The organism is Paenibacillus faecis (assembly GCF_008084145.1).
GTDB classification, from domain to species: Bacteria; Bacillota; Bacilli; order Paenibacillales; family Paenibacillaceae; genus Fontibacillus; species Fontibacillus faecis.
This window is the reverse complement of record NZ_VSDO01000006.1, coordinates 528,917-547,251: the sequence shown is the minus strand read 5'-3', so window position 1 is coordinate 547,251 and position 18,335 is coordinate 528,917. Positions and strand designations below refer to the sequence as shown.

Genomic DNA, 18,335 nt, shown 5'->3' with positions numbered 1-18,335 from the left:
CCATGTTTGAAAATCAGACGAAGGAAGCTATTTTGGATCGGATGCGGAATGCCTCTCCGGAAGGCATCGATACGCGACAGGGCTCCATTACCTACGATTTGCTGTCGCCCGCGGCCATCGAATTGGCTCATGCCTATATCGCGTTGGAAAATGTGCTGAAATTCGGTTTTGCGGGGCCTGATCAGCCGTCCGGGTACCTGGATTTAAGAGCGGCCGAAATGGGAATCACACGGCTGCCCAGCGAGAAAGCGACAGGGAAAGTGGTGTTCAAAGGGGACGACAATACCGTCATTCCCAAGGGCACATCCGTTTCCACCGATGAGGAGGAACCCGTCGTAATTGTAACAACGGAGGAAGGCGTTATTCACCAAGGAATCGCTACCGTGAAGGCCCAGGCGGCGGTAGGCGGCGTGCGGGGAAATGTCGATGCCGGACGAATCAAGCTGATGCTGGGCAATTTGACCGGCGTTGTATCCGTAACGAATTCCGAGGAGTTCAAAAACGGGGCCGAAACGGAGTCCGATGAATCGCTTTTGGTCCGATACTATGATCGGGTCCGAAGACCGGCGACGAGCGGAAACGCTTGGCATTACCGTCAATGGGCGCTGGAGGTTTCCGGCGTGGGCGACGTAAAAGTCTTTCCTACCTGGAAGGGGGGAGGCACCGTGAAATTGTCGATCTTGTCCAAGGATAAGCGGCAGCCGAACGATGACATTATCGGAAAAGTCCAGGACGCCGTGGATGAACGTCGTCCGGTGGGGGCGGATGTTGAGGTTTTCGGAGCGGAAGAAGTCATGATCGACGTGTCCGCAAACATAAAACTGGTACCCGGAGCGGATTTGGAAGCAACCAAGACGCAATTCAGCCAAATGCTGGAACAGTTTTTAGCCGGTATTGCTTTTAAAACAACGATCGTTTCCTATAATCAAATATTCGGTCTTTTGCTGGATATTGCTCAAGTGGAAGATTTCCAGGAATTGAAGATTAACGGGGAAAAAGGCAACTATAAGATCAATGAAGATCAGGTAGCGGTGGCCGGGGCGGTGGAATTCATTGTTTAACGATTTGTTCGAATTTAAACGTGATCTGATAAAAGATATGGCTGACTACTTGCCGACATACTACACCCTTCACGACAACGAGGGCCAGCCTGGGATTGTCGGCAATCTGATCGCTCAGGAAACGAAAGAACTCCTCGAACTGAATCACCGGATTCTTGACGTTTTGGAGCAATTTTTTGTGGAGCGCGCCACCTGGGGGCTGACGTATTGGGAGAACATCTGCGGGATTCAGGTGGATGAAACCAAGCCTTGGGACCAAAGAAGATCGGTCATCAAGTCGAAGCTGAGAGGCGCCGGAACGGTGACCCTGGCGGTCATCAAAGACGTAGCGGACTCGTTCGAGAATGGGGAGATCCGGGTAGAGGAGATTTTTTCCGAGTACAAAGTGGTCATCACCTTTATCGGCACGCGGGGAAAACCGCCGAACGAACCGGATATGCGTCAGGTTCTGCGCGAAATCATCCCGGCCCATCTCGAATTGGAGTTCCGGTACACTTACCTGACTTGGGATGAACTGGATGCGGCGGATTTAACATGGGATGAGCTTGAGGCGATGAACATGACTTGGGAGCGGTTGGAGGTTTGGAAGCCGAAGTTAACCAAGCGTGAAGAAGGGAGAGATGCAACATGAAGAAATTGCCCAGTGGGCTGAACGCTTTTGAGCCTTCTGATACGGTCAGGAGAGAGGCGCAGAATGCAAATATTGAAGTGCTCGATAAATTTATTAATAATGGAAAAGTCCATCGGCATACGGGATTGCCGGGAGATGCTCCACAGATCGGCAGCGATGGAATAGAGAGTGGGGCCCTTGAACGGCATCATTTTAAAAATGGAAGAATAAGTGAAAATGTGGCCAAGTTCAAGCCGGTAACTGTGACAAGTGGAGTCGTTATAGGAATACCGACATTACCCTATTATATAAATAAGAATGATATGAACTGTTGGTTCCTTTCAGAAGCGCATAACTATCCCGCTTCTATGACCATTAATTTGAGTGGATTTTATAAAATCGATGCAATCTCATTTGATATTATTGAAGATCCCGGCCCCATCAATTTTAAAGTTGAAATTGGACCACATGCGGCTGACTGGAGAAAAGTCGCCGAAGGAGAGTTTACTTCCCTTAAAGACGCATTTATTCCAGTAACGGAAGAAACCCAGTGTAGCCTTGTCCGGATAACCATTGATAAACCCGCTTCGGATGATTTTGTCATAAGAATAAGCAAATTGGCGGTCTATAGTCAGGATGCGGAAGGAAATGAAAATGATCCTTTAAAAGACCGTAGAACCTGGGGCTTGGCGGCTCGACTGCAAGGATTGATTGGAATTACGGATTATCCCCTTTATGATTTCGGGGACTCAGTCGCGTTAGCTGGGCATTGGTTTATTGTCAACCCCGTTACAAATGCTTCTATTTGTATATACGGGGGTGGCAATAGAAAATATCCGTTAGGAAATGGTGACTACCTGTATATTGATTTTAAGTATTTTACTTCTAATGAAGATGGAGGAATCTATCCATCCGCAGGAAAAGGCGGAGATTTTTTGGGCCCCCTTACCCCTTATGAGTACCCGGACAGGTTAGTCTTAATGTACCGATCAGGGTCTAAGTTATACTTCCACCCACTGGTAACCGCCAACGTTGAAAGAAAATTTGGAACCCAAGCATTGACGCGATCAAAAGAGGAAGAAGCTTTTAGTAAAGAAATAGTAGAGCAAGACAGGAAGGAAACCAGCGTAAGGATACAGCGTGGTTTAGTGGAGGTTTCCTTTGATGATTTGAATAAACTCAATTCGAATAAGACCCGTATCCAACTTTCACCCGTACAAACGAACAAAGCGGTCATCAACCTCGCACCCAAAGACCCGGGCTATAACGGATACATTTACGACGGTTCTCTGAGAGCCCGATTCGTAAGCGACAACGAAATAGAAATTTCGGCCGCGGATGCTTCAAAAAGCAGTATGATCGTCTGGGAGGTCATCGAGTATGTCTAATTTTTATGCGCAAATTAATGATGAAGGCAGAGTTGTCGGATTAAGTGATCTTTTCAAACCTGTAGAGTCCAAAAAACTGATCCCCATTGAAGAAGAACAATACCATAATCCTATGCTCCTCCGGATGCGTTATGTTGACGGAGCGTTTACGGGAACGGTGGCTCATTTGAAGGCGGATAAGGACAGCATTGAAGCGAATGGTTCCGATGTGCTGACGGTCGATTTATCGATTACCGATTGGCAGGGGAACATTCAGGAGGATTTCAATGAAGAGGTCCAGCTGGAAATGAACGGACTTCAGCAAAATATCAGCGTCTCCAAGGGTCAGGCCTCCCTGACGATCAGCGGTGAAGAACCGGGGGAGTTCCGGCTGCGCACGTTCGGACTTGACCGGAACGCCGAGTTAAAGGTGGTGGTAACGGATGGCAAGTAAAAAACCGCTCCCGAAAACCGCGCATTTTCATATCCCGGCGGACCCGCTTCGGGTCAAATCGGAGGAACTGCGGGCCCGCCACAGCGAACGGAAGGAGCAGAATCTGAAAGGACTTAAAGCGGCTGAGGCAACGAACGAAGTGTTGTACGAAATGCTGTCGGACCTGCTGGAACGCCAGGAACTGCTTGAAGACAAGCTGGACCAATTGCTTAAAGTGCGCCGCTAATACGTCGCTAATCGCGTCTAATAAAAGTGTAGTGAACTCATAGTTTAAGATAAGGACTCTCGCCTAGTTTCAAGAGAATAAGGGGAGGGTCCTTTTTTCATGCGCGAAAAAAGTGAAGGTGGGGCCCGATGGAGGGGCTTTGCTAGCGCCGATTTAACGGGAAAACTTCCCGTTAATCTGGCGGGGGAAGGGCCGCATGAAGGATTAGCTGGAAAACCTCCAGCTATATTGCGGCCAAAGGGCCGATCTGCGCCGTAGGGGATGAATTAACTGGAATAATTCCAGCTAATGCTTACGGATGGCGCGAAAAGACCAGAATTAACGGGAGGAAATCCCGTTAATTTGCGTTGGCGCTGCGAGCTACGAGCTGCGTATTGCGCTCGGCGTATGCTTGGCGGCGGTCGTGACTCGTTTCACCGGCTTTTTTTGTGGGCAGAGTGGAAAGGATATGAGGCAACGCTTGACATTCCATCAGTTTAGAACTAAACTGAATGCAATCCTTGAAATGGGGGAAAACAAATGAACGAAATCGAAGCAAACCGCCCCGGCCGCATGGAGGAAAAGCATGAGGAAAAGCTCGGGGTACTGGTATGGTACCGCCTTTCGCGCATATATAACCGGAGCCTGCGGGCATCCAACCAGCATTTAAAGGCCTGGAACCTGACGGTCGCCCAATTCGACGCCCTGGTTCAGATCGGAGCTCACAAGCGGCTGACACAGCAGGAATTGGCCGATAAACTGCTCGTATCGAAGGGCAACATCACCCAGCTTCTGGTCAAGATGGAGGAACTGGGCTGGATTCGCAGAGAACAGGAATGGAAGAAGAAGTGGCTGTCGCTAACCGATGCGGGGTGGGAGCTTTACCATCAAGCCGTACCGGAGCAGGAGCGGTTTCAGGCTTCACAGTTTAAAGGGCTTAGCCGCGAGGAGAAGCGGCAGCTTTTGGGCCTTTTGCGGAAGATCGAAAAAACACAATAATGAACGGAGGGCTTCACACATGAATCTGGAATTTAAAGGCATCCACCACGTTTCGGCCATCACCAAAACGGCTGCGGAAAATTTTAAGTTTTACACGAAAATCCTCGGACTTCGGCTGATCAAAAAAACGGTGAACCAGGATGATGTTTCGGTTTACCATTTGTTTTACGGGGACGAAGTCGGCAACCCGGGGACCGAGCTCACCTTCTTCGAGCTTCCGAATGCCGGCCGCAACGTCGACGGCAACAACAGCATTTCCGCGCTTTCGCTTCGCGTCCCGAGCGACCGGGCGCTGGACTATTGGTCCGGGCGTTTGACCGAGTTTGGAGTCGAGCATGAGGAAGTGAAACAGCGGGCGGGGCGGGCCACCCTGGCTTTCAAGGATTTTGAGGGGCAGCGGCTTATCCTGGTTTCGGATGAAAATAACGCGGGCGTTCCCGGCGGCAAACCGTGGGACCGCAGTCCGGTTCCCGCCGAATACGGTATTGTCGGCCTGGGTCCCGTTCAATTGACCGTGAGCGAGCCGGAGCTGACGATCACCGTGCTGACGGACCTCATGGGGTTCCGCCCGAAAGGGCAGTACCCATCGTCCATCCCAGGGCAGCCTGATATCCTGGTGTTCGAGACAGGGGAAGGGGGAACCGGCGCCGAGGTGCACATCGAGCCGAGAACCGACCTGCCGCGCGAACGGCTGGGAAGGGGCGGCGTTCATCACGTCGCCTTCCGGGTTGCGGACGAGGAGGAGCTGCGCGCCTGGATCGAGCGCATTCGGAGCGTTCGTTTGCCGAATTCCGGCTTTGTGGACCGTTTCTATTTCCGGTCCCTGTACTTCCGCGAGCCGAACGGCATTCTGTTCGAGCTGGCGACAGACGGACCGGGATTCGCCACGGACGAGGATATCGAGCATCTCGGCGAATCCCTGGCGCTGCCTCCGTTTCTGGAGTCGAAACGGGCGCAAATCGAGGCCCATTTGAAACCGCTGGATACGGTGCAGTAAAGCCATCCTATTAGAGTAGCGGGGATCCTTCCCGCTTAAGGCCGCCGGAGCCCTGAACTCCGGCGGCTTTTCTTTGATTTCCATCAGATTGTCGATTATTTAGTCCGGGAATTTGGGCGCGGCTATAGTATAATGAGGTCACCCGATTGGAAGAGGTGAACATGATTGTTTGGTGCAGAACTTAGCATTGTGGATTATTTTACGGAACAAAATATAGAGCTTTTCCTGGAGCGCTTCCGCTCTCTGGGTCCGCTGCCCGGCATCCTGCTGACGTTTATGAAATCCTTTGTCCCGCCGCTGCCGACGATCGTGATCGTGGGAGCCAACGCTGCAATTTACGGGATGTGGCTGGGCTTCTTATATTCCTGGATCGGGCTCGTGACCGGAAGTTTGCTGACCTTTCTGCTGATCCGCAAAGCGGCCGAAGCCCCAGTCATGCGGCGCTGGGCCGCCAAGCCCAAGGTGAAGAAAGCGATGGTGTGGGCCCGCAGAAACGGGTTCAGCTTTGTTTTTCTGCTCAGCATGCTGCCCGTAGGCCCGTTCGTCGTCATCAACATGGCCGCGGGGCTGACGCGAATGCCGCCCGTCTCCTTCGGGGCGGCGGTGGCGCTGGGCAAAGCGGTCATGGTCTTCTGCGTGTCCTATATCGGCACGCATCTGTCCGACTTTGCCGCGCAGCCCGCCAAGCTCCTCGGCGTCGCGGCGTTTATCGCAGCTTCCCTGTGGTTGAACCGGAAGCTGCAGAGCTACTTCACGGCGGCCGCGGCCGAGCCCGAGCCTGCCGAATAAACCCGGCGGTGCTGAGCCCCCGGCCCCTACACCAGGGGCTCAGCACCGCCGGTACAGGGCCGCGACCGCCTCGGCCTCGGCCCGGAGCCGCTCGCGCAGCTCCGGCGGCCCGAGGACCGCGGCTTCCCGGCCGCAGGCCAGGACCAGTTCACACGCTGAATCCAGCGTGTGAAACTCCACCTCCGCCCGGACCCATCCCGGTCCGTCCGGCTCGGTGCGGAGCACTTTCGCGTAGCGTTCCCGCTTCAGGCGGGCAAGCCGCGGCTCCGCCACCCGCAGCTCGGCCGGGTATCTCGGCAGGCGGCTTTTGAACTCCGCGGTGGACCGCTCCCAGTAGGCCGCCAGGAAGAAGCCGGGCGGCCGCTCAAAGCGTTCCTCCAGCACCGCGGCTTCCGTGATCCGCGAGATCCGGAACGTCCGCAGCTCCCCGCGATCCTCCGCCACCAGGTACCAGACGTTCCGCTTGGCGACAAGCCCCAGCGGATGGACGATCCGTGAGGCGGCCGCCTCCGCATCCGCCTCGTTGCCAGCCTCCTCCGTTTTCCGGTAGCGGATGCTCAGTTTTCTTTCCGCCCATACGGCCTCTTGAATGACGGCCAGCCATTCGAAGCTTTCATCCGAGGCATGCCAGCCGGCCCCGTCGATATGGATCCGCTCCCGGATCATTTCGGCGTCCCGGCGAAATGCCGCCGAGGAAGACGCCATCAGCTTCAGGTGGGCGGTTTCCAGAGACTGCCGGCCGATTCCCAGATCCCCGAGCAGGGCGCCATGGCTTGTAACCAGCAAAGCCAACATTTCCTCCCGTCCCATACCGATCAGGCCGGTCCGGTAATTTTCCGCCAGGATCCATCCCCCCAAAGACCCGCGTTCGGCGTAAACGGGAACCCCCGCCGCACTCAAGGCGTCCATATCCCTGGCGATCGTCCGTTCCGAGACCTCCAGCTTCTCCGCAAGCTGGCGGGAGCTTAGCTTCCCGCCGTTTTGCAGGAGCAGCAGAATCGATAATAATCGGTCCGCCCTCATGGGGAACCCCTCCTTTGAAATTCATTCTTGTGATTTGATTGTACCATTTATATAAGACAAGAGATGACATATATGACTGATAAACTGGGGTTGTAAGTTACAAAGTGATGAGAGGATGGAGAAGGATGATGAACAATCGTCTGTTCACGGACAAACCGCTGAAAGGAAAGGTCGCCGTAGTCGCTGGAGCGACAAGAGGAGCGGGGCGGGGAATTGCCACGATGCTAGGAGCCGCGGGCGCCACGGTTTATTGTACCGGGCGAAGCGTGCGGGGGAGCGCCTCGGATATCCAGCGGACGGAAACCATTGATGAGACGGCGGAGATGGTTACCGAACGCGGCGGGGTAGGCATTCCCGTCCAAACGGACCATACCCGGGAAGCAGAGGTAAAAGCTCTGTTCGAGCGGATTGCGGACGAGCAGCAGGGGAGGCTGGATCTCCTCGTGAACGATATCTGGGGCGGCGAGAAGCTGACGCATTGGGGCACGCCATTTTGGGAGCAGCCCTTGGGGGATGCGCTGCTTATGCAGGAGCGGGCGGTCAAAGCCCACTTGATCACAAGCTATTACGGCGTTCCGCTGATGGTAAAACGGGGGGAGGGTCTCGTCATCGAAATTACGGACGGATCCACCTATAATTACCGGGGCAACCTCTACTACAGTCTGGCTAAAATCTCGCCGATCCACCTGGCCGCAGGCATGGCGGAGGAGCTGCGCCCGCACGGCATTACCGCGCTGGCGGTGACGCCGGGCTTCCTTCGCTCCGAGCAGATGTTGGAGTACTTCGGGGTCGAGGAGCGGAACTGGCGGGATGCCGTGGCCAAAGAGCCGCATTACAGCGAATCGGAAACGCCTTATTTCGTCGGGCAGGCGGTGGCGCATCTGGCCGCCGACCCCAAGGTCGGCGAGAAGGCGGGGCGCGCTCTCACCAGTTGGGACCTGTCCGATGAATACGGCTTTGCCGACGTCGACGGCCGGCGGCCGCATTGGGGCAATTATGCGCGAAGCCAGGGGCTGCCTGTCAACTGAAATCACAGAGCCGGCGTTCTCCATGCGGAGAGCCGGCTTTATTTGCGTATTTAGAACTTTAGAACTGCGGACGATTTTGCCCCTGCGGGATTTGCCGCTCAAACGCGACGATCCAATCCCCCTGGATGGCCGCGTAACCGACATCGCCTTCGGCGACCAGGCCGTACAGGTTTTTTACATCGAGAAATTCCTTGCGCTCTCCGTTTTCAAACTCCAGCGTGATATAGTAGTAAGTGTGTGAGGAAGAATGCATATCGTCATCGTTGGAGTGATGGGTATGCCCGACTTTCATCCGTTTGGATACGATTTTTACGTATCTGGAATCCCGCGGGGAGCGGGCGTTTTTCACGTAGCGGGCGCCGTTGGCGACAAAGAGGGCGATCACGACGACAAATCCGATGACGATCAGGATGGGAACGAGCGTAAACATGAAGTCAAAGCCGCCCGAGGGCCCGAAGCCGCCGCCTCCGAAAGGGGAAGATCCAAATCCGGTATCCATCTGTTTACCTCCTTTTTGATAGGTCTCGCAACTTCAGATCAGGATTCCGAACTTACGCCTTGCTTTTTTAACGCGAGAACAGACCGATTAGTTTCAAAAGATTTCGTTTTTTCGGGTAATACATACGAGTAGAGTATAAATTCAGGAAGGTGACCGATATGATACGACAAAGCAAAAAGGGTGCCGCTTTGATCCGCGAAGTCGCGCAAACGGAGGTCCCGTACGGAACGCTGGCCATTTGGTTTATCGGCCAGGAAAGCGTCATTATTAAAGGGGACGGGATTACCGTCTATGTCGACCCGTATGTCTCGGACTTTTTGGAGAAGCAGCATGGGGCGGTGCGCACATATCCGGCACCGATCACGCCGGAGGATATCGCGGGGGCGGATCTGTGCCTGATCACCCATGAGCATGCGGATCACATGGATGAAGGGACGTTACCCCTTTTTCATGCCCAAAATAGGGAGGCGCTCATCCTGGCCCCGGCCTGCTGCAAAGAACCTCTTCTCGGCATGGGGATTGCGGAGAACAAGATCGGGGAAGCCGAGAACCGGAGAAGGGAGTTTTTCGGGAAGTTGGCCGTTACGGCCGTACCGGCCGCTCATGAGCAGTTGGACACCGATGCCGAGGGCAAACACCGCTACACGGGCTATCTCATAGAGCTGAATGGCGTCAAGCTGTATCATGCCGGAGATACCGTGATTTTTCCGGAATTGATCGACCTGCTGAGCGAAGCCCGTCCGGACGTAGCCTTGCTGCCGATTAACGGCGGGGATTATTTCCGCAGGGAAAGCGGATTGGTGGGGAACATGAACTACAGGGAGGCGGCGGAGCTGGCGGTACGGATCGGCGCGGAGACCGTCATCCCGCTTCATTATGATGTGTTTGCGGCCAATTCGGAGAAACCCGGATATTTTGTGGACTACCTGTACGAGCGCTATCCCGAGCAAAAGGTCCATGTCATGGCGCGGGGAGAGCGGTTTGTGTATGTGTCGGAGCGGGCTTTCCTGAGAGAATAGAGCGATGACCGTGGTTTTTAAAAAAAGGTACTGTTCCTTCCGAATTGGAAGAGATAGTACCTTCTTTCTTTTTTCGGTGCGGCAATATCGTGGGCGTGGACTGTTAGTTAGCCTTAAGCTTAACCGGGCAGCCGCCTCTGCCGCATATTTACGAGCAGGATGCTGGCGACGATCAACGCCATTCCCGCGAGCAGGTTCAGCGTCAGCCGTTCGTTCAGGAACAGGACGCTGCAAATAATGGAGACGACCGGGATCAGGAACGTGAACGAGCCGACCTTCGTTGCCTCGCCCGAGCCGATCAGCTTGAAGTAGACGAGCCAGCCGAGCGCGATAACGAAGATCGAGATAAACAGCGTGTCGTAAATAAACGCTCCGGTCCACCGAATCTTCGACCAGTCTTCGACGGCCGAGCCGTACGCCGTCATGACCGTGCCGCCGATCAGGATCTGCATGGCGGTCATCCACAACGAATCGACCTTGGCCGCCTGCCGCTTGATATAGACGGTTCCGAGCGCCCAACTGAGCGCGGAAGCCAAGGCAAGCAGGATGCCGATCAGGGAGATCCCGCCTTCCAAGCCGCCTACGCTCATGACGGCCACCCCGGCAAAGCCGAGCAGCAGGCCGATCATTTTCCGGGCGTACATCCGCTCTCCGAGCCACATCCAGGCAAATAAGCCGAGCAGCACCGGCTGCAGGAACACGATGGCCGAGAATAGGCCGGCGGGCATGTATTGAAGGCCGACGGTCTGGAAGCCGTAGTAGAAGACGATGCTCAAGAAGGCCGAGAACAAATAGTAAGGCCAGGTCTCCCGCAGCCTAAGCTTCCTCCAGCGCGGCAGCGCGACGACGATAAGCAGAGCCCCGCCGATCAGCGTCCGAAGGCCCGCGAACAATAGCGGCGGCGTGAATTCCAGGGCATATTTGGATAAAGGCCAGTTGATCCCCCACATCAGAATGAGGAAGGATAAATAAAATAGAGTTTGCTTGCGCGTTAGTGCGGTTTCCGACATAAGAGGTCTCTCCTTGTTCAAAAAGGGTCAACCCGAATGATACACTATTTTTTAATATGATGAAAATGAATGATTATTATAAAATGGGAATTCTTGCTTTATTTGAGAAATGAGCACCGGCGTGCTTCAAACCTGACATGGGCGCTAACCTTGCCGGCCTTAATAAGACTTATTCGCCGATGTTAGCGGCGGTGCGTGGCGAACGAGGGCTGGTACCCGCAGCCTTTCTTGCCGCCCACCGAATAACGGCCTTTTGGGCTGTTATTTTGGCCCGATTCGGCTCAACGGGCATACTAATGTCTCTTCAGACATCGGACCCTTCCTATTCCAAAAAGATGCAAATCTGCAGGTATTTTAAGCTAATCCCCGATGGATTTCGAAAAAAGATGCAAATCTGCAGGTATTTCTAACGGTTTTAGAAAAACGAGCCAGTTTCGTCGGAAATTCCTGCAGATTTGCAGGTATTTTGAAATTTGGGGTCAGAACAAGAAAAAAACATGCAGATATGCAGGAATTTTATGTTATCAAGGTTGCCGGATGGGGCACAAGAGGTCAAACAGCCCCAAAGACCTCTATTTCACACCAAACAGCCAAATTCGACAAAATCGCGCCGCAAACGACCCTTATTTGTCTATCCCTTATTCGCCCATCCCTAATTTATCCCCTCTTAAAAACTTACGGATGAAGGAGCGTACCAGTACGAATCGCAAAGGCACACCGCCTGCGATAACGCTTGTGGCGATAACGCTTGTATTGATTCGTTTCACAATAATAAGACTCCTCCGGAATTTACGAATCCCCGCCACGCCGTATGAACTCCAGAACGATATCCTGCGGGTGATCCCCAAAATGGGAACCGAACAAATTAAGTCCCCGTTTGTTGACCGCATCCTCTTTAACTTCAAACCGGACGGAAATAGGTTGATTATACGCCAGCTGAAGCATTTCGATCGAGGTCCCGCCGGCAGGGACTCCGTTCACGAAACTCCCCTGATGACCGATGCGCCATTCCGTCAGCATGCCGTATTCGGTTCCGCTTTTCCAGCGTTCGGGGGTCAGCTTGCCTTTCCGGTCCCCGAAATCGGACGGACAAGTCCAGGTGCCGGCGTCCAGCCCGTTTACCGTGACCGTGATATCCGAAGCCCAATCCGATCGGAAGGAAGGAGCCTCGGAACACAGCTCGGCGCGAATGCGCAATTCATCGAGTTCGACGCCGGGAGGCAGCGGATTGGCGAAATAGTATTCGATATAACCGGCCTCGGCAAACCATAGCAGCGAAGCGTCGATTCGTTCGGGCATATAGAATACCCGGGGATCGTCCTGCGAGCCGATCAAGGTTCCGTCTTTGCCGGCCATGCCGCAGGAGGGCTTCACGGAGCAATGCGAGTACATCCCGATCGGCATATGAATGCTCTCGACGGGATGGAGGCCGTCGCCAGGCTTGGACGGAAGCTCCAATTGGATGGAACGGCAGGTGACGGAGCATATTTTTTCCCGGTTGGCTCCCTGGGTGGAGACGATCAGTTCGGCTTGCTCGAGGGTCTGCACATTGATGGAAATCGTCGGCTGTGCCACGCCCAGAGCTTCGGCCAGCTGGCTGACGCTCATAGGCTTCTCCCCAAGCGCTTCCAGAATGCGGACGCGAAGATCTCCGGACAACGCCTTGGCCACGTCAAGAATTCGGGAAGCCGGGTAGCGGATCATTTCTTGCAAAGGTTCATTCATCTCAAAGTTCCTCTTCTTATACAAAGATTGAATTGAGCTAATTGTACACTGAAGCAGGTGTATTGTAAAACTATAATAAACATTGTAAAAATCATATACTGGTGCTAAAATGGGCGCATAAACCTCTTGCGAAAGGTCGTGCATACTCATGAGTACCTCTTTATTGAACGCCGAGAACTTGTACATTCCTCGCCCGGAGTTTCCTCATCCGCATTGGCAGCGGCAGCATTGGCTGAATTTGAACGGTCCCTGGTCGTTTCGTTTTGACCCGGACGATGAGGGCGCCCAGAATCACTGGAGCACGGACCAGGCAGTTCCTTTTGACGCGGAGATTCAGGTGCCCTTTTCCTGGGCCAGTCCCTTGTCCGGAATCGGTAAGGATGTCAAAGGAATCGGGTGGTACCGACGCGTGGTAACCTGGAGTCCCACCGTCAGCGGGTCACGCCTGTTTTTACGCTTTGGAGCGGTGGATTATGTATGCGATGTCTGGATTAACGGCTGCCATGTCGGCTCCCATCAAGGCGGCTATGGTTCGTTTGAGTTTGAGGTAACCGGGGTCTGGCAAATGGACGGGAGCAATACGATCCTGGTGAGGGCGGAAGATCAGGATCATAGCTACCAGGCGCGCGGAAAGCAGGGGTACGGTGAAATTCGCGGCATCTGGCAGCCGGTTTGGCTGGAAGCCCGCCCGCAGACGTATATCAAGGACGCCAAGTTCAGGACCTATATGGATGGGCGGATCGAGGTGGCCGCAACGATCATGGCGGACCAAGCCGGAACAGCCGAGTTTACTATGGATTTCGCGGATCATACGGTTCGGCATACCTTAACGGCTGAACTTTCGGCCGGCGAGAATCAACTGAACACCTGCTTTATCGTGAACGATCCTCAACTATGGAGTCCGGATACCCCGCATTTGTATGAGGGGGTTCTAAAGCTTGGCGGTTCCTTTGGCCTGGATCAAGTCGCCACTTATTTCGGCATCCGTGAAGTCGGGACGGCCGCTTTCGGCGACCGCGGTTACCGCTGGATTACGCTGAACGGCAAGCCGGTTTATTTGAACGGAACACTGGATCAGTCGTATCACAAGACCGGTTACTTTACCTATCCGTCCGATGAGGAAATGCATGATGAAATTTACCTGATGAAGCGGCTGGGACTCAACTTCGTACGGATTCACATCAAGCCGGAAGAGCCGCGCAAGCTGTACTGGGCCGATAAGCTGGGGATTCTCGTGATGGAGGATATGCCTTGTTTCTGGGGGAACCCGGACGAAAAGGCGCGCCAAGCTTACGAGCAAGAGGCGCTTGAGGTGATCGAGCGGGATTACAATCATCCGTCGATTTTCTCCTGGGTGATGTTCAATGAGACATGGGGGCTCAAGACAGATCCCAAAGAGGCGGGGGTGACCGGAGATATCGGACGGCAGAGCAGCTATTTGCCGGAAACCCAGGAATGGGTGCGCGAAAAATACCGCTGGGCCAAGCGGCTCGATCCGACCCGGATCGTCGAGGATAATTCGCCTTGCAATTATGACCATGTCGAGACCGATATCAATACATGGCATTTCTATATCAACGGTTATGAACAGGTCCGCGCCCATTTGGACGACGTCGTCAGCAAAACCTATCCGGGCTCGCCCTTCAATTGCATCGGCGGAAACGTCCAATCCGATGCTCCGCTGATGAACAGCGAGTGCGGCAATGTATGGGGCATCGAAGGCGGTGCGGGCGACAGCGACCTGGCCTGGCATTACCGCTACATGATGAATGAGTTCCGCAAGCACGACAAGCTGTGCGGGTTCGTGTTCACCGAGTTCCGCGACGTAATCAATGAATTCAACGGATATTATCGTTTGGACGGAACGGGAAAAGAATTTGGCTACGACGCCTTTGTACCCGGCATGACGTTGGCCGATCTGCATTCTCCGGATTTCATCGTGCTTGACGCGCCTCCGTGCCGAACGATTTCCGCAGGTGAACAGGCCGTTGTTCCCATGCTGCGTTCGAGCTTCAGCGACCGGCATCATGGACAAAGGCTGACATTGAAGTGGGAGCTGTGGCATGATGATTTGGGTGTTCGCACCGTGGTCGACAGCGGCCTTTTAAAGGTTGATTGGGAGGGGTACGGCGTTGCGCCGCTTTCCGCGTTGTCTCTGACCATGCCGGACCGGGATGCGGTAGCCGTGCTTGCGGTGTCCCTGATGGACACGGCGGGACAGACGATTACGCGGAACTTTATCACGTTCGATGTAAGAAGCGGCGAGGCCGGCGGATACGCGGCGGAAGGCGGAGGGGTGCAAATTCCGGTAAGCTCTTTCGCGGAGCAGACGTTCGAGCATCACTGGACCTCGATTCAAGGCGTGAAAGTAAGCGGTGCGGGGAAGGGCCGTTTTATTTATGACGTCGCATTGCCCGGTATAGCGGAGCAGAACGCCATTTACGATATCGAAATTTTGTTCGAAGCCGGCGCGAAGCGGGTGTTGGCCCGGAATATCGAAGGCTCGATAGACACCGACATGGGGATCGGCGCGATGCATGGCGCCGACGCAAAGGTGGAATATAACCCCAACACCTATTACATGACCGACGAGGAAAAGCATCCTTCCCGCCTAAACGTGCTGATCGACGGCGAAAAGATCGGCTCCTTCGTTCTGCCGGACGATCCGGCGGACAGCCGCGGCGTATTGTCCTGGCATTATCAGCCGGTCGCGAACAAACTGGATGAAGCCGGATCGTACGGTTATCTGTGCAGACTGAGCGTACCCGTACAAATGACGGCCAAACTGAACCGCAGCCGTACTTTCCGCTTGGAACTGGAGGCGGAGGAGGGCGGCCTGGCCTTATACGGGCGCAATGCCGGACGTTATCCGCTCGATCTGCTGATCCGGTACAACGGGTAGGAAGGTTCATCGCATGGGGGAAAAAGGAGGCTGGACATGAGCCGAAATTCATTCAGGAACCCGATTTTGCCGAACGGGGCCGATCCATGGATTATTAAGCGGGAAGACGGTATTTATTATATGACGGTTACCTTGGGGGACCGTATCGCGCTTTGGCATGGAACCACCATGACGGAATTGGGAAACTCAGCTCCAAAAACCATTTGGATGCCTGAGGCCCCGGGGCCTTATTCCCATCACTTGTGGGCGCCGGAATTACATTGTATCGAAGGCAATTGGTATATCTACTATACGGCGAACGACGGCGGCGGGGGAGACGAGACCAGAAGAGTATGCGTGCTTCAGCTTATAGGCGACGATCCTCTGAACGACGAGTGGGTGTTTAAAGGAGCCGTCAATACGGAATATCCGGGCCTGGATGGAACGGTATTGCCGCATCGGGGCGAGTTGTATTTCTTTTATTCCGGCTATGGCCATTTTCCGGATTACGGATCGGCCGTTTATGCTGCCCGCATGGCCAATCCCTGGACTTTAACGGGACCTAACGTGCTTATAACGGCACCGACGGAACCGTGGGAGAAGCAAGGCGGGATGGCCATTAACGAAGGGCCGTCGTTTTTGCGGAGAAACGGGCGGATCTATCTCGTGTTTTCGGCAAGCGCCACCTGGTCCGACGATTACTGTCTGGGTATGGCGATGATTCCGGAGTCCGAGGATCTTATGGATCCCCGGGCCTGGATCAAGCATAACGGCCCGGTCTTCGCCAAGAACCCGGAGGCGCGGGTTTACGCACCCGGTCACAACAGTTTTACCGTCTCGCCGGATGGTTCGGAAGATTGGCTGGTTTACCATGCCTATTCCTATTCGGAGGCGGAACGGGATCGTTCGGCGGGCAGCCCGCGCAGTACGCGGATCCAAAAAATCGGCTGGAAAGAAAACGGGGAGCCCGATTTTGGCGTTCCGCTGGCGACGGAGACGCCCCAGCCGTTGCCCTCGGGGGAATGAATACAATTTCCTTAAAAAAACCGGCATATGACTATGCCGGTTTTGTGCTTCCAAGCTTCCAACTCCAAAAAGATGCAAATCTGCAGGTATTTAAGCCGATTCCCGAGGGACTGCGAAGAAAGATGCAAATCTGCAGGCATTTCCAGTGATTTTAGAGAAACGAGCCGGTTTCGTCGAAAATTCCTGCAGAATTGCAGGGATTTTGAAATTTTTGGCCCCAAACAAGAAAAAACATGCACATATGGCAGGAATTCTAGGTTATCACAAGGTTTGTCTGAAGGAGTACGAGTAATAATTGCCCCCCTTCCGGGGTAGGCAAAAGCGGCAACGGCATAGTAGCTTGAACATAGTGAAAGCTAGCGCCTTTAGACGCGAGCCGGTAATAATGGTTTATAGCCTTAGAGCAAACCACCCGTTCACACGGGTGGTTTTGATTTTCCATGGTTAGAGCGCGCATGCCGCGGATTCTTCATAATAATTAATATTATTGCTTTAATACAGCTTTTTGTAGTAAAGTACATTAGAGATTGTTTATTGTAAAATTCTTGGAAAAGCTGCGGGAGGATTCTTATGTTGGAAGTCGGTATCCACGAACCGGATAAATTGGTTCAGGTCGCTCATGCCTTGTCTACGCGGTCCCGGGTCGACATTCTTCGCCTGCTGAATACGCGGAGCATGAATGTGATTGAACTTGCCGAGGCGCTGCAACTCCCGGTTTCCACGGTCGCCAACAATGTGAAGGTGCTCGAAGCGGCCAAGCTGATCAATACGGAACTGCTTCCGGCCGTACGCGGGGCGATGAAGGTGTGCAGCCGGAATTATGATGATATTCTGATATCGCTTAACTCAAGCGTCCGTTCCACCAAGGACGGAATGAAGTTTTATGAGGTGGAGATGCCGATCGGGCATTATAGCGATTGTGAAGTCCACCCGACATGCGGCATGGCTACCCATGAGGGAATGCTGGTCAGAGAGGACGAACCGGCCAGCTTTTATCATCCGAAGCATGTGGCCGCGCAAATTATCTGGTTCCGCAAAGGGTATGTGGAATACCTGCTCCCCTTGGAAATTCCCCAAAATGCGACGATTCAATCGATCGAGCTTTCTATGGAGATGTGTTCGGAAGCGCCGAATTATGACAACGATTGGCCTTCGGACATTTCGGTATGGGTCAACGGAGTCGAAATCGGCATGTGGACCAGTCCCGGCGATTTCGGTGACCGGCGGGGCCTGCTGAATCCGGCATGGTGGCTGGATTGGACCACGCAATACGGACTGTTGAAAACCTGGCGTATCGACCATGAACGAACGACGCTGGATATGCAGAAAGTGTCCGATGTGAAGCTCAAGGATCTGCAGTTGAATCAGCGCCCCAACCTGCGGTTGAGGATCGGAGTTCATCCGGACGCGGTTCATAAGGGCGGCGTCAATCTCTTCGGCAAACAATTCGGTGATCACGCTCAGGATATCGTCATGCGGGTAACCTATACGCAGGAAGAGGCTGAATAATAGGAACCATCATTTCGAGACGGAATGGTGGTTTTTATTTTTGCGGCGAATGAGAAACTTGGGGGAGCAATTTGTCCAAATAGGACATGAAGAGGTAACGAGACAAGTTTATTGTTACAATAAATATGTAACA

General features: G+C 53.9%; 17 protein-coding genes. 13 read left to right on the top strand and 4 right to left on the bottom strand.

Going from position 1 to position 18,335, the window contains the following annotated elements; all coding sequences use genetic code 11:
* Positions 1-2: 2 nt before the first annotated feature.
* The 8 genes from FRY98_RS27660 (at position 3) to FRY98_RS27625 (ending at position 6,482) form a co-directional block, all read left to right on the top strand.
* Positions 3-1,061 (top strand): baseplate J/gp47 family protein, encoded by a 1,059-nt coding sequence (locus FRY98_RS27660; protein ID WP_148457919.1) that lies wholly within the window; start codon positions 3-5, stop codon positions 1,059-1,061.
* The gene (locus FRY98_RS27655; protein WP_225039545.1) at positions 1,054-1,692 is read left to right on the top strand and encodes a putative phage tail protein; all 639 of its coding nucleotides are present in this window, start codon (positions 1,054-1,056) and stop codon (positions 1,690-1,692) included. Before FRY98_RS27660 ends, FRY98_RS27655 begins: the two co-directional genes overlap by 8 nt.
* Positions 1,689-3,059 carry a hypothetical protein gene (locus FRY98_RS27650; RefSeq protein WP_148457918.1) on the top strand — a complete coding sequence of 457 codons (1,371 nt, stop codon included), beginning with the start codon at positions 1,689-1,691 and terminating at the stop codon, positions 3,057-3,059. The genes FRY98_RS27655 and FRY98_RS27650 overlap by 4 nt, the downstream gene beginning before the upstream one ends.
* Complete coding sequence (locus FRY98_RS27645) at positions 3,052-3,492, top strand: Ig-like domain-containing protein (protein ID WP_148457917.1); 441 nt, start codon at positions 3,052-3,054, stop codon at positions 3,490-3,492. Before FRY98_RS27650 ends, FRY98_RS27645 begins: the two co-directional genes overlap by 8 nt.
* Positions 3,482-3,718 carry a hypothetical protein gene (locus tag FRY98_RS27640; protein WP_148457916.1) on the top strand — a complete coding sequence of 79 codons (237 nt, stop codon included), beginning with the start codon at positions 3,482-3,484 and terminating at the stop codon, positions 3,716-3,718. The genes FRY98_RS27645 and FRY98_RS27640 overlap by 11 nt, the downstream gene beginning before the upstream one ends.
* 552 nt (positions 3,719-4,270) lie before the next feature.
* A complete protein-coding gene (locus tag FRY98_RS27635; RefSeq protein WP_148457994.1) occupies positions 4,271-4,696 on the top strand; it encodes a MarR family winged helix-turn-helix transcriptional regulator in 426 nt (141 codons plus the stop codon).
* 25 nt (positions 4,697-4,721) lie between these two features.
* Positions 4,722-5,693, top strand: coding sequence for a ring-cleaving dioxygenase (locus FRY98_RS27630; protein WP_148457993.1), 972 nt, complete (start codon positions 4,722-4,724; stop codon positions 5,691-5,693).
* 165 nt (positions 5,694-5,858) lie between these two features.
* On the top strand, positions 5,859-6,482 hold the full coding sequence (locus FRY98_RS27625) for a TVP38/TMEM64 family protein (protein WP_148457915.1): 624 nt from the start codon (positions 5,859-5,861) through the stop codon (positions 6,480-6,482).
* Between the two features lie 39 nt (positions 6,483-6,521).
* Here the strand turns inward: FRY98_RS27625 and FRY98_RS27620 are convergent, their stop codons facing one another.
* Positions 6,522-7,505, bottom strand: a complete 984-nt coding sequence (locus FRY98_RS27620; RefSeq protein WP_148457914.1) for a helix-turn-helix transcriptional regulator — start codon at positions 7,503-7,505, stop codon at positions 6,522-6,524.
* A gap of 125 nt (positions 7,506-7,630) precedes the next feature.
* Here FRY98_RS27620 and FRY98_RS27615 point away from each other — a divergent pair, with 125 nt between their 5' ends.
* Positions 7,631-8,533, top strand: coding sequence for an SDR family oxidoreductase (locus FRY98_RS27615; protein ID WP_148457913.1), 903 nt, complete (start codon positions 7,631-7,633; stop codon positions 8,531-8,533).
* A 58-nt stretch (positions 8,534-8,591) separates the two neighbouring features.
* On the opposite strand, the gene FRY98_RS27610 is transcribed toward FRY98_RS27615, so the two are convergent.
* The gene (locus FRY98_RS27610) at positions 8,592-9,032 is read right to left on the bottom strand and encodes a DUF2500 domain-containing protein (RefSeq protein WP_249043544.1); all 441 of its coding nucleotides are present in this window, start codon (positions 9,030-9,032) and stop codon (positions 8,592-8,594) included.
* A 158-nt stretch (positions 9,033-9,190) separates the two neighbouring features.
* Between FRY98_RS27610 and FRY98_RS27605 the strand changes: the two genes are divergently transcribed.
* On the top strand, positions 9,191-10,051 hold the full coding sequence (locus FRY98_RS27605; RefSeq protein ID WP_148457912.1) for an MBL fold metallo-hydrolase: 861 nt from the start codon (positions 9,191-9,193) through the stop codon (positions 10,049-10,051).
* Between the two features lie 119 nt (positions 10,052-10,170).
* Here FRY98_RS27605 and FRY98_RS27600 read toward each other — a convergent pair whose 3' ends face one another.
* The gene (locus tag FRY98_RS27600; RefSeq protein ID WP_148457911.1) at positions 10,171-11,061 is read right to left on the bottom strand and encodes a DMT family transporter; all 891 of its coding nucleotides are present in this window, start codon (positions 11,059-11,061) and stop codon (positions 10,171-10,173) included.
* 789 nt (positions 11,062-11,850) lie between these two features.
* Positions 11,851-12,786 carry an ArsR/SmtB family transcription factor gene (locus FRY98_RS27595; RefSeq protein ID WP_148457910.1) on the bottom strand — a complete coding sequence of 312 codons (936 nt, stop codon included), beginning with the start codon at positions 12,784-12,786 and terminating at the stop codon, positions 11,851-11,853.
* 148 nt (positions 12,787-12,934) lie between these two features.
* Here FRY98_RS27595 and FRY98_RS27590 point away from each other — a divergent pair, with 148 nt between their 5' ends.
* The 3 genes from FRY98_RS27590 to FRY98_RS27580 all read left to right on the top strand — a co-directional run bounded on the left by FRY98_RS27590 (position 12,935) and on the right by FRY98_RS27580 (position 18,202).
* Positions 12,935-15,688 (top strand): glycoside hydrolase family 2 protein, encoded by a 2,754-nt coding sequence (locus FRY98_RS27590; RefSeq protein ID WP_148457909.1) that lies wholly within the window; start codon positions 12,935-12,937, stop codon positions 15,686-15,688.
* 36 nt (positions 15,689-15,724) lie between these two features.
* The gene (locus FRY98_RS27585) at positions 15,725-16,693 is read left to right on the top strand and encodes a glycoside hydrolase family 43 protein (RefSeq protein WP_148457908.1); all 969 of its coding nucleotides are present in this window, start codon (positions 15,725-15,727) and stop codon (positions 16,691-16,693) included.
* A 570-nt stretch (positions 16,694-17,263) separates the two neighbouring features.
* Positions 17,264-18,202 (top strand): ArsR/SmtB family transcription factor, encoded by a 939-nt coding sequence (locus FRY98_RS27580; RefSeq protein ID WP_148457907.1) that lies wholly within the window; start codon positions 17,264-17,266, stop codon positions 18,200-18,202.
* The last annotated feature ends 133 nt before the right edge of the window (positions 18,203-18,335 follow it).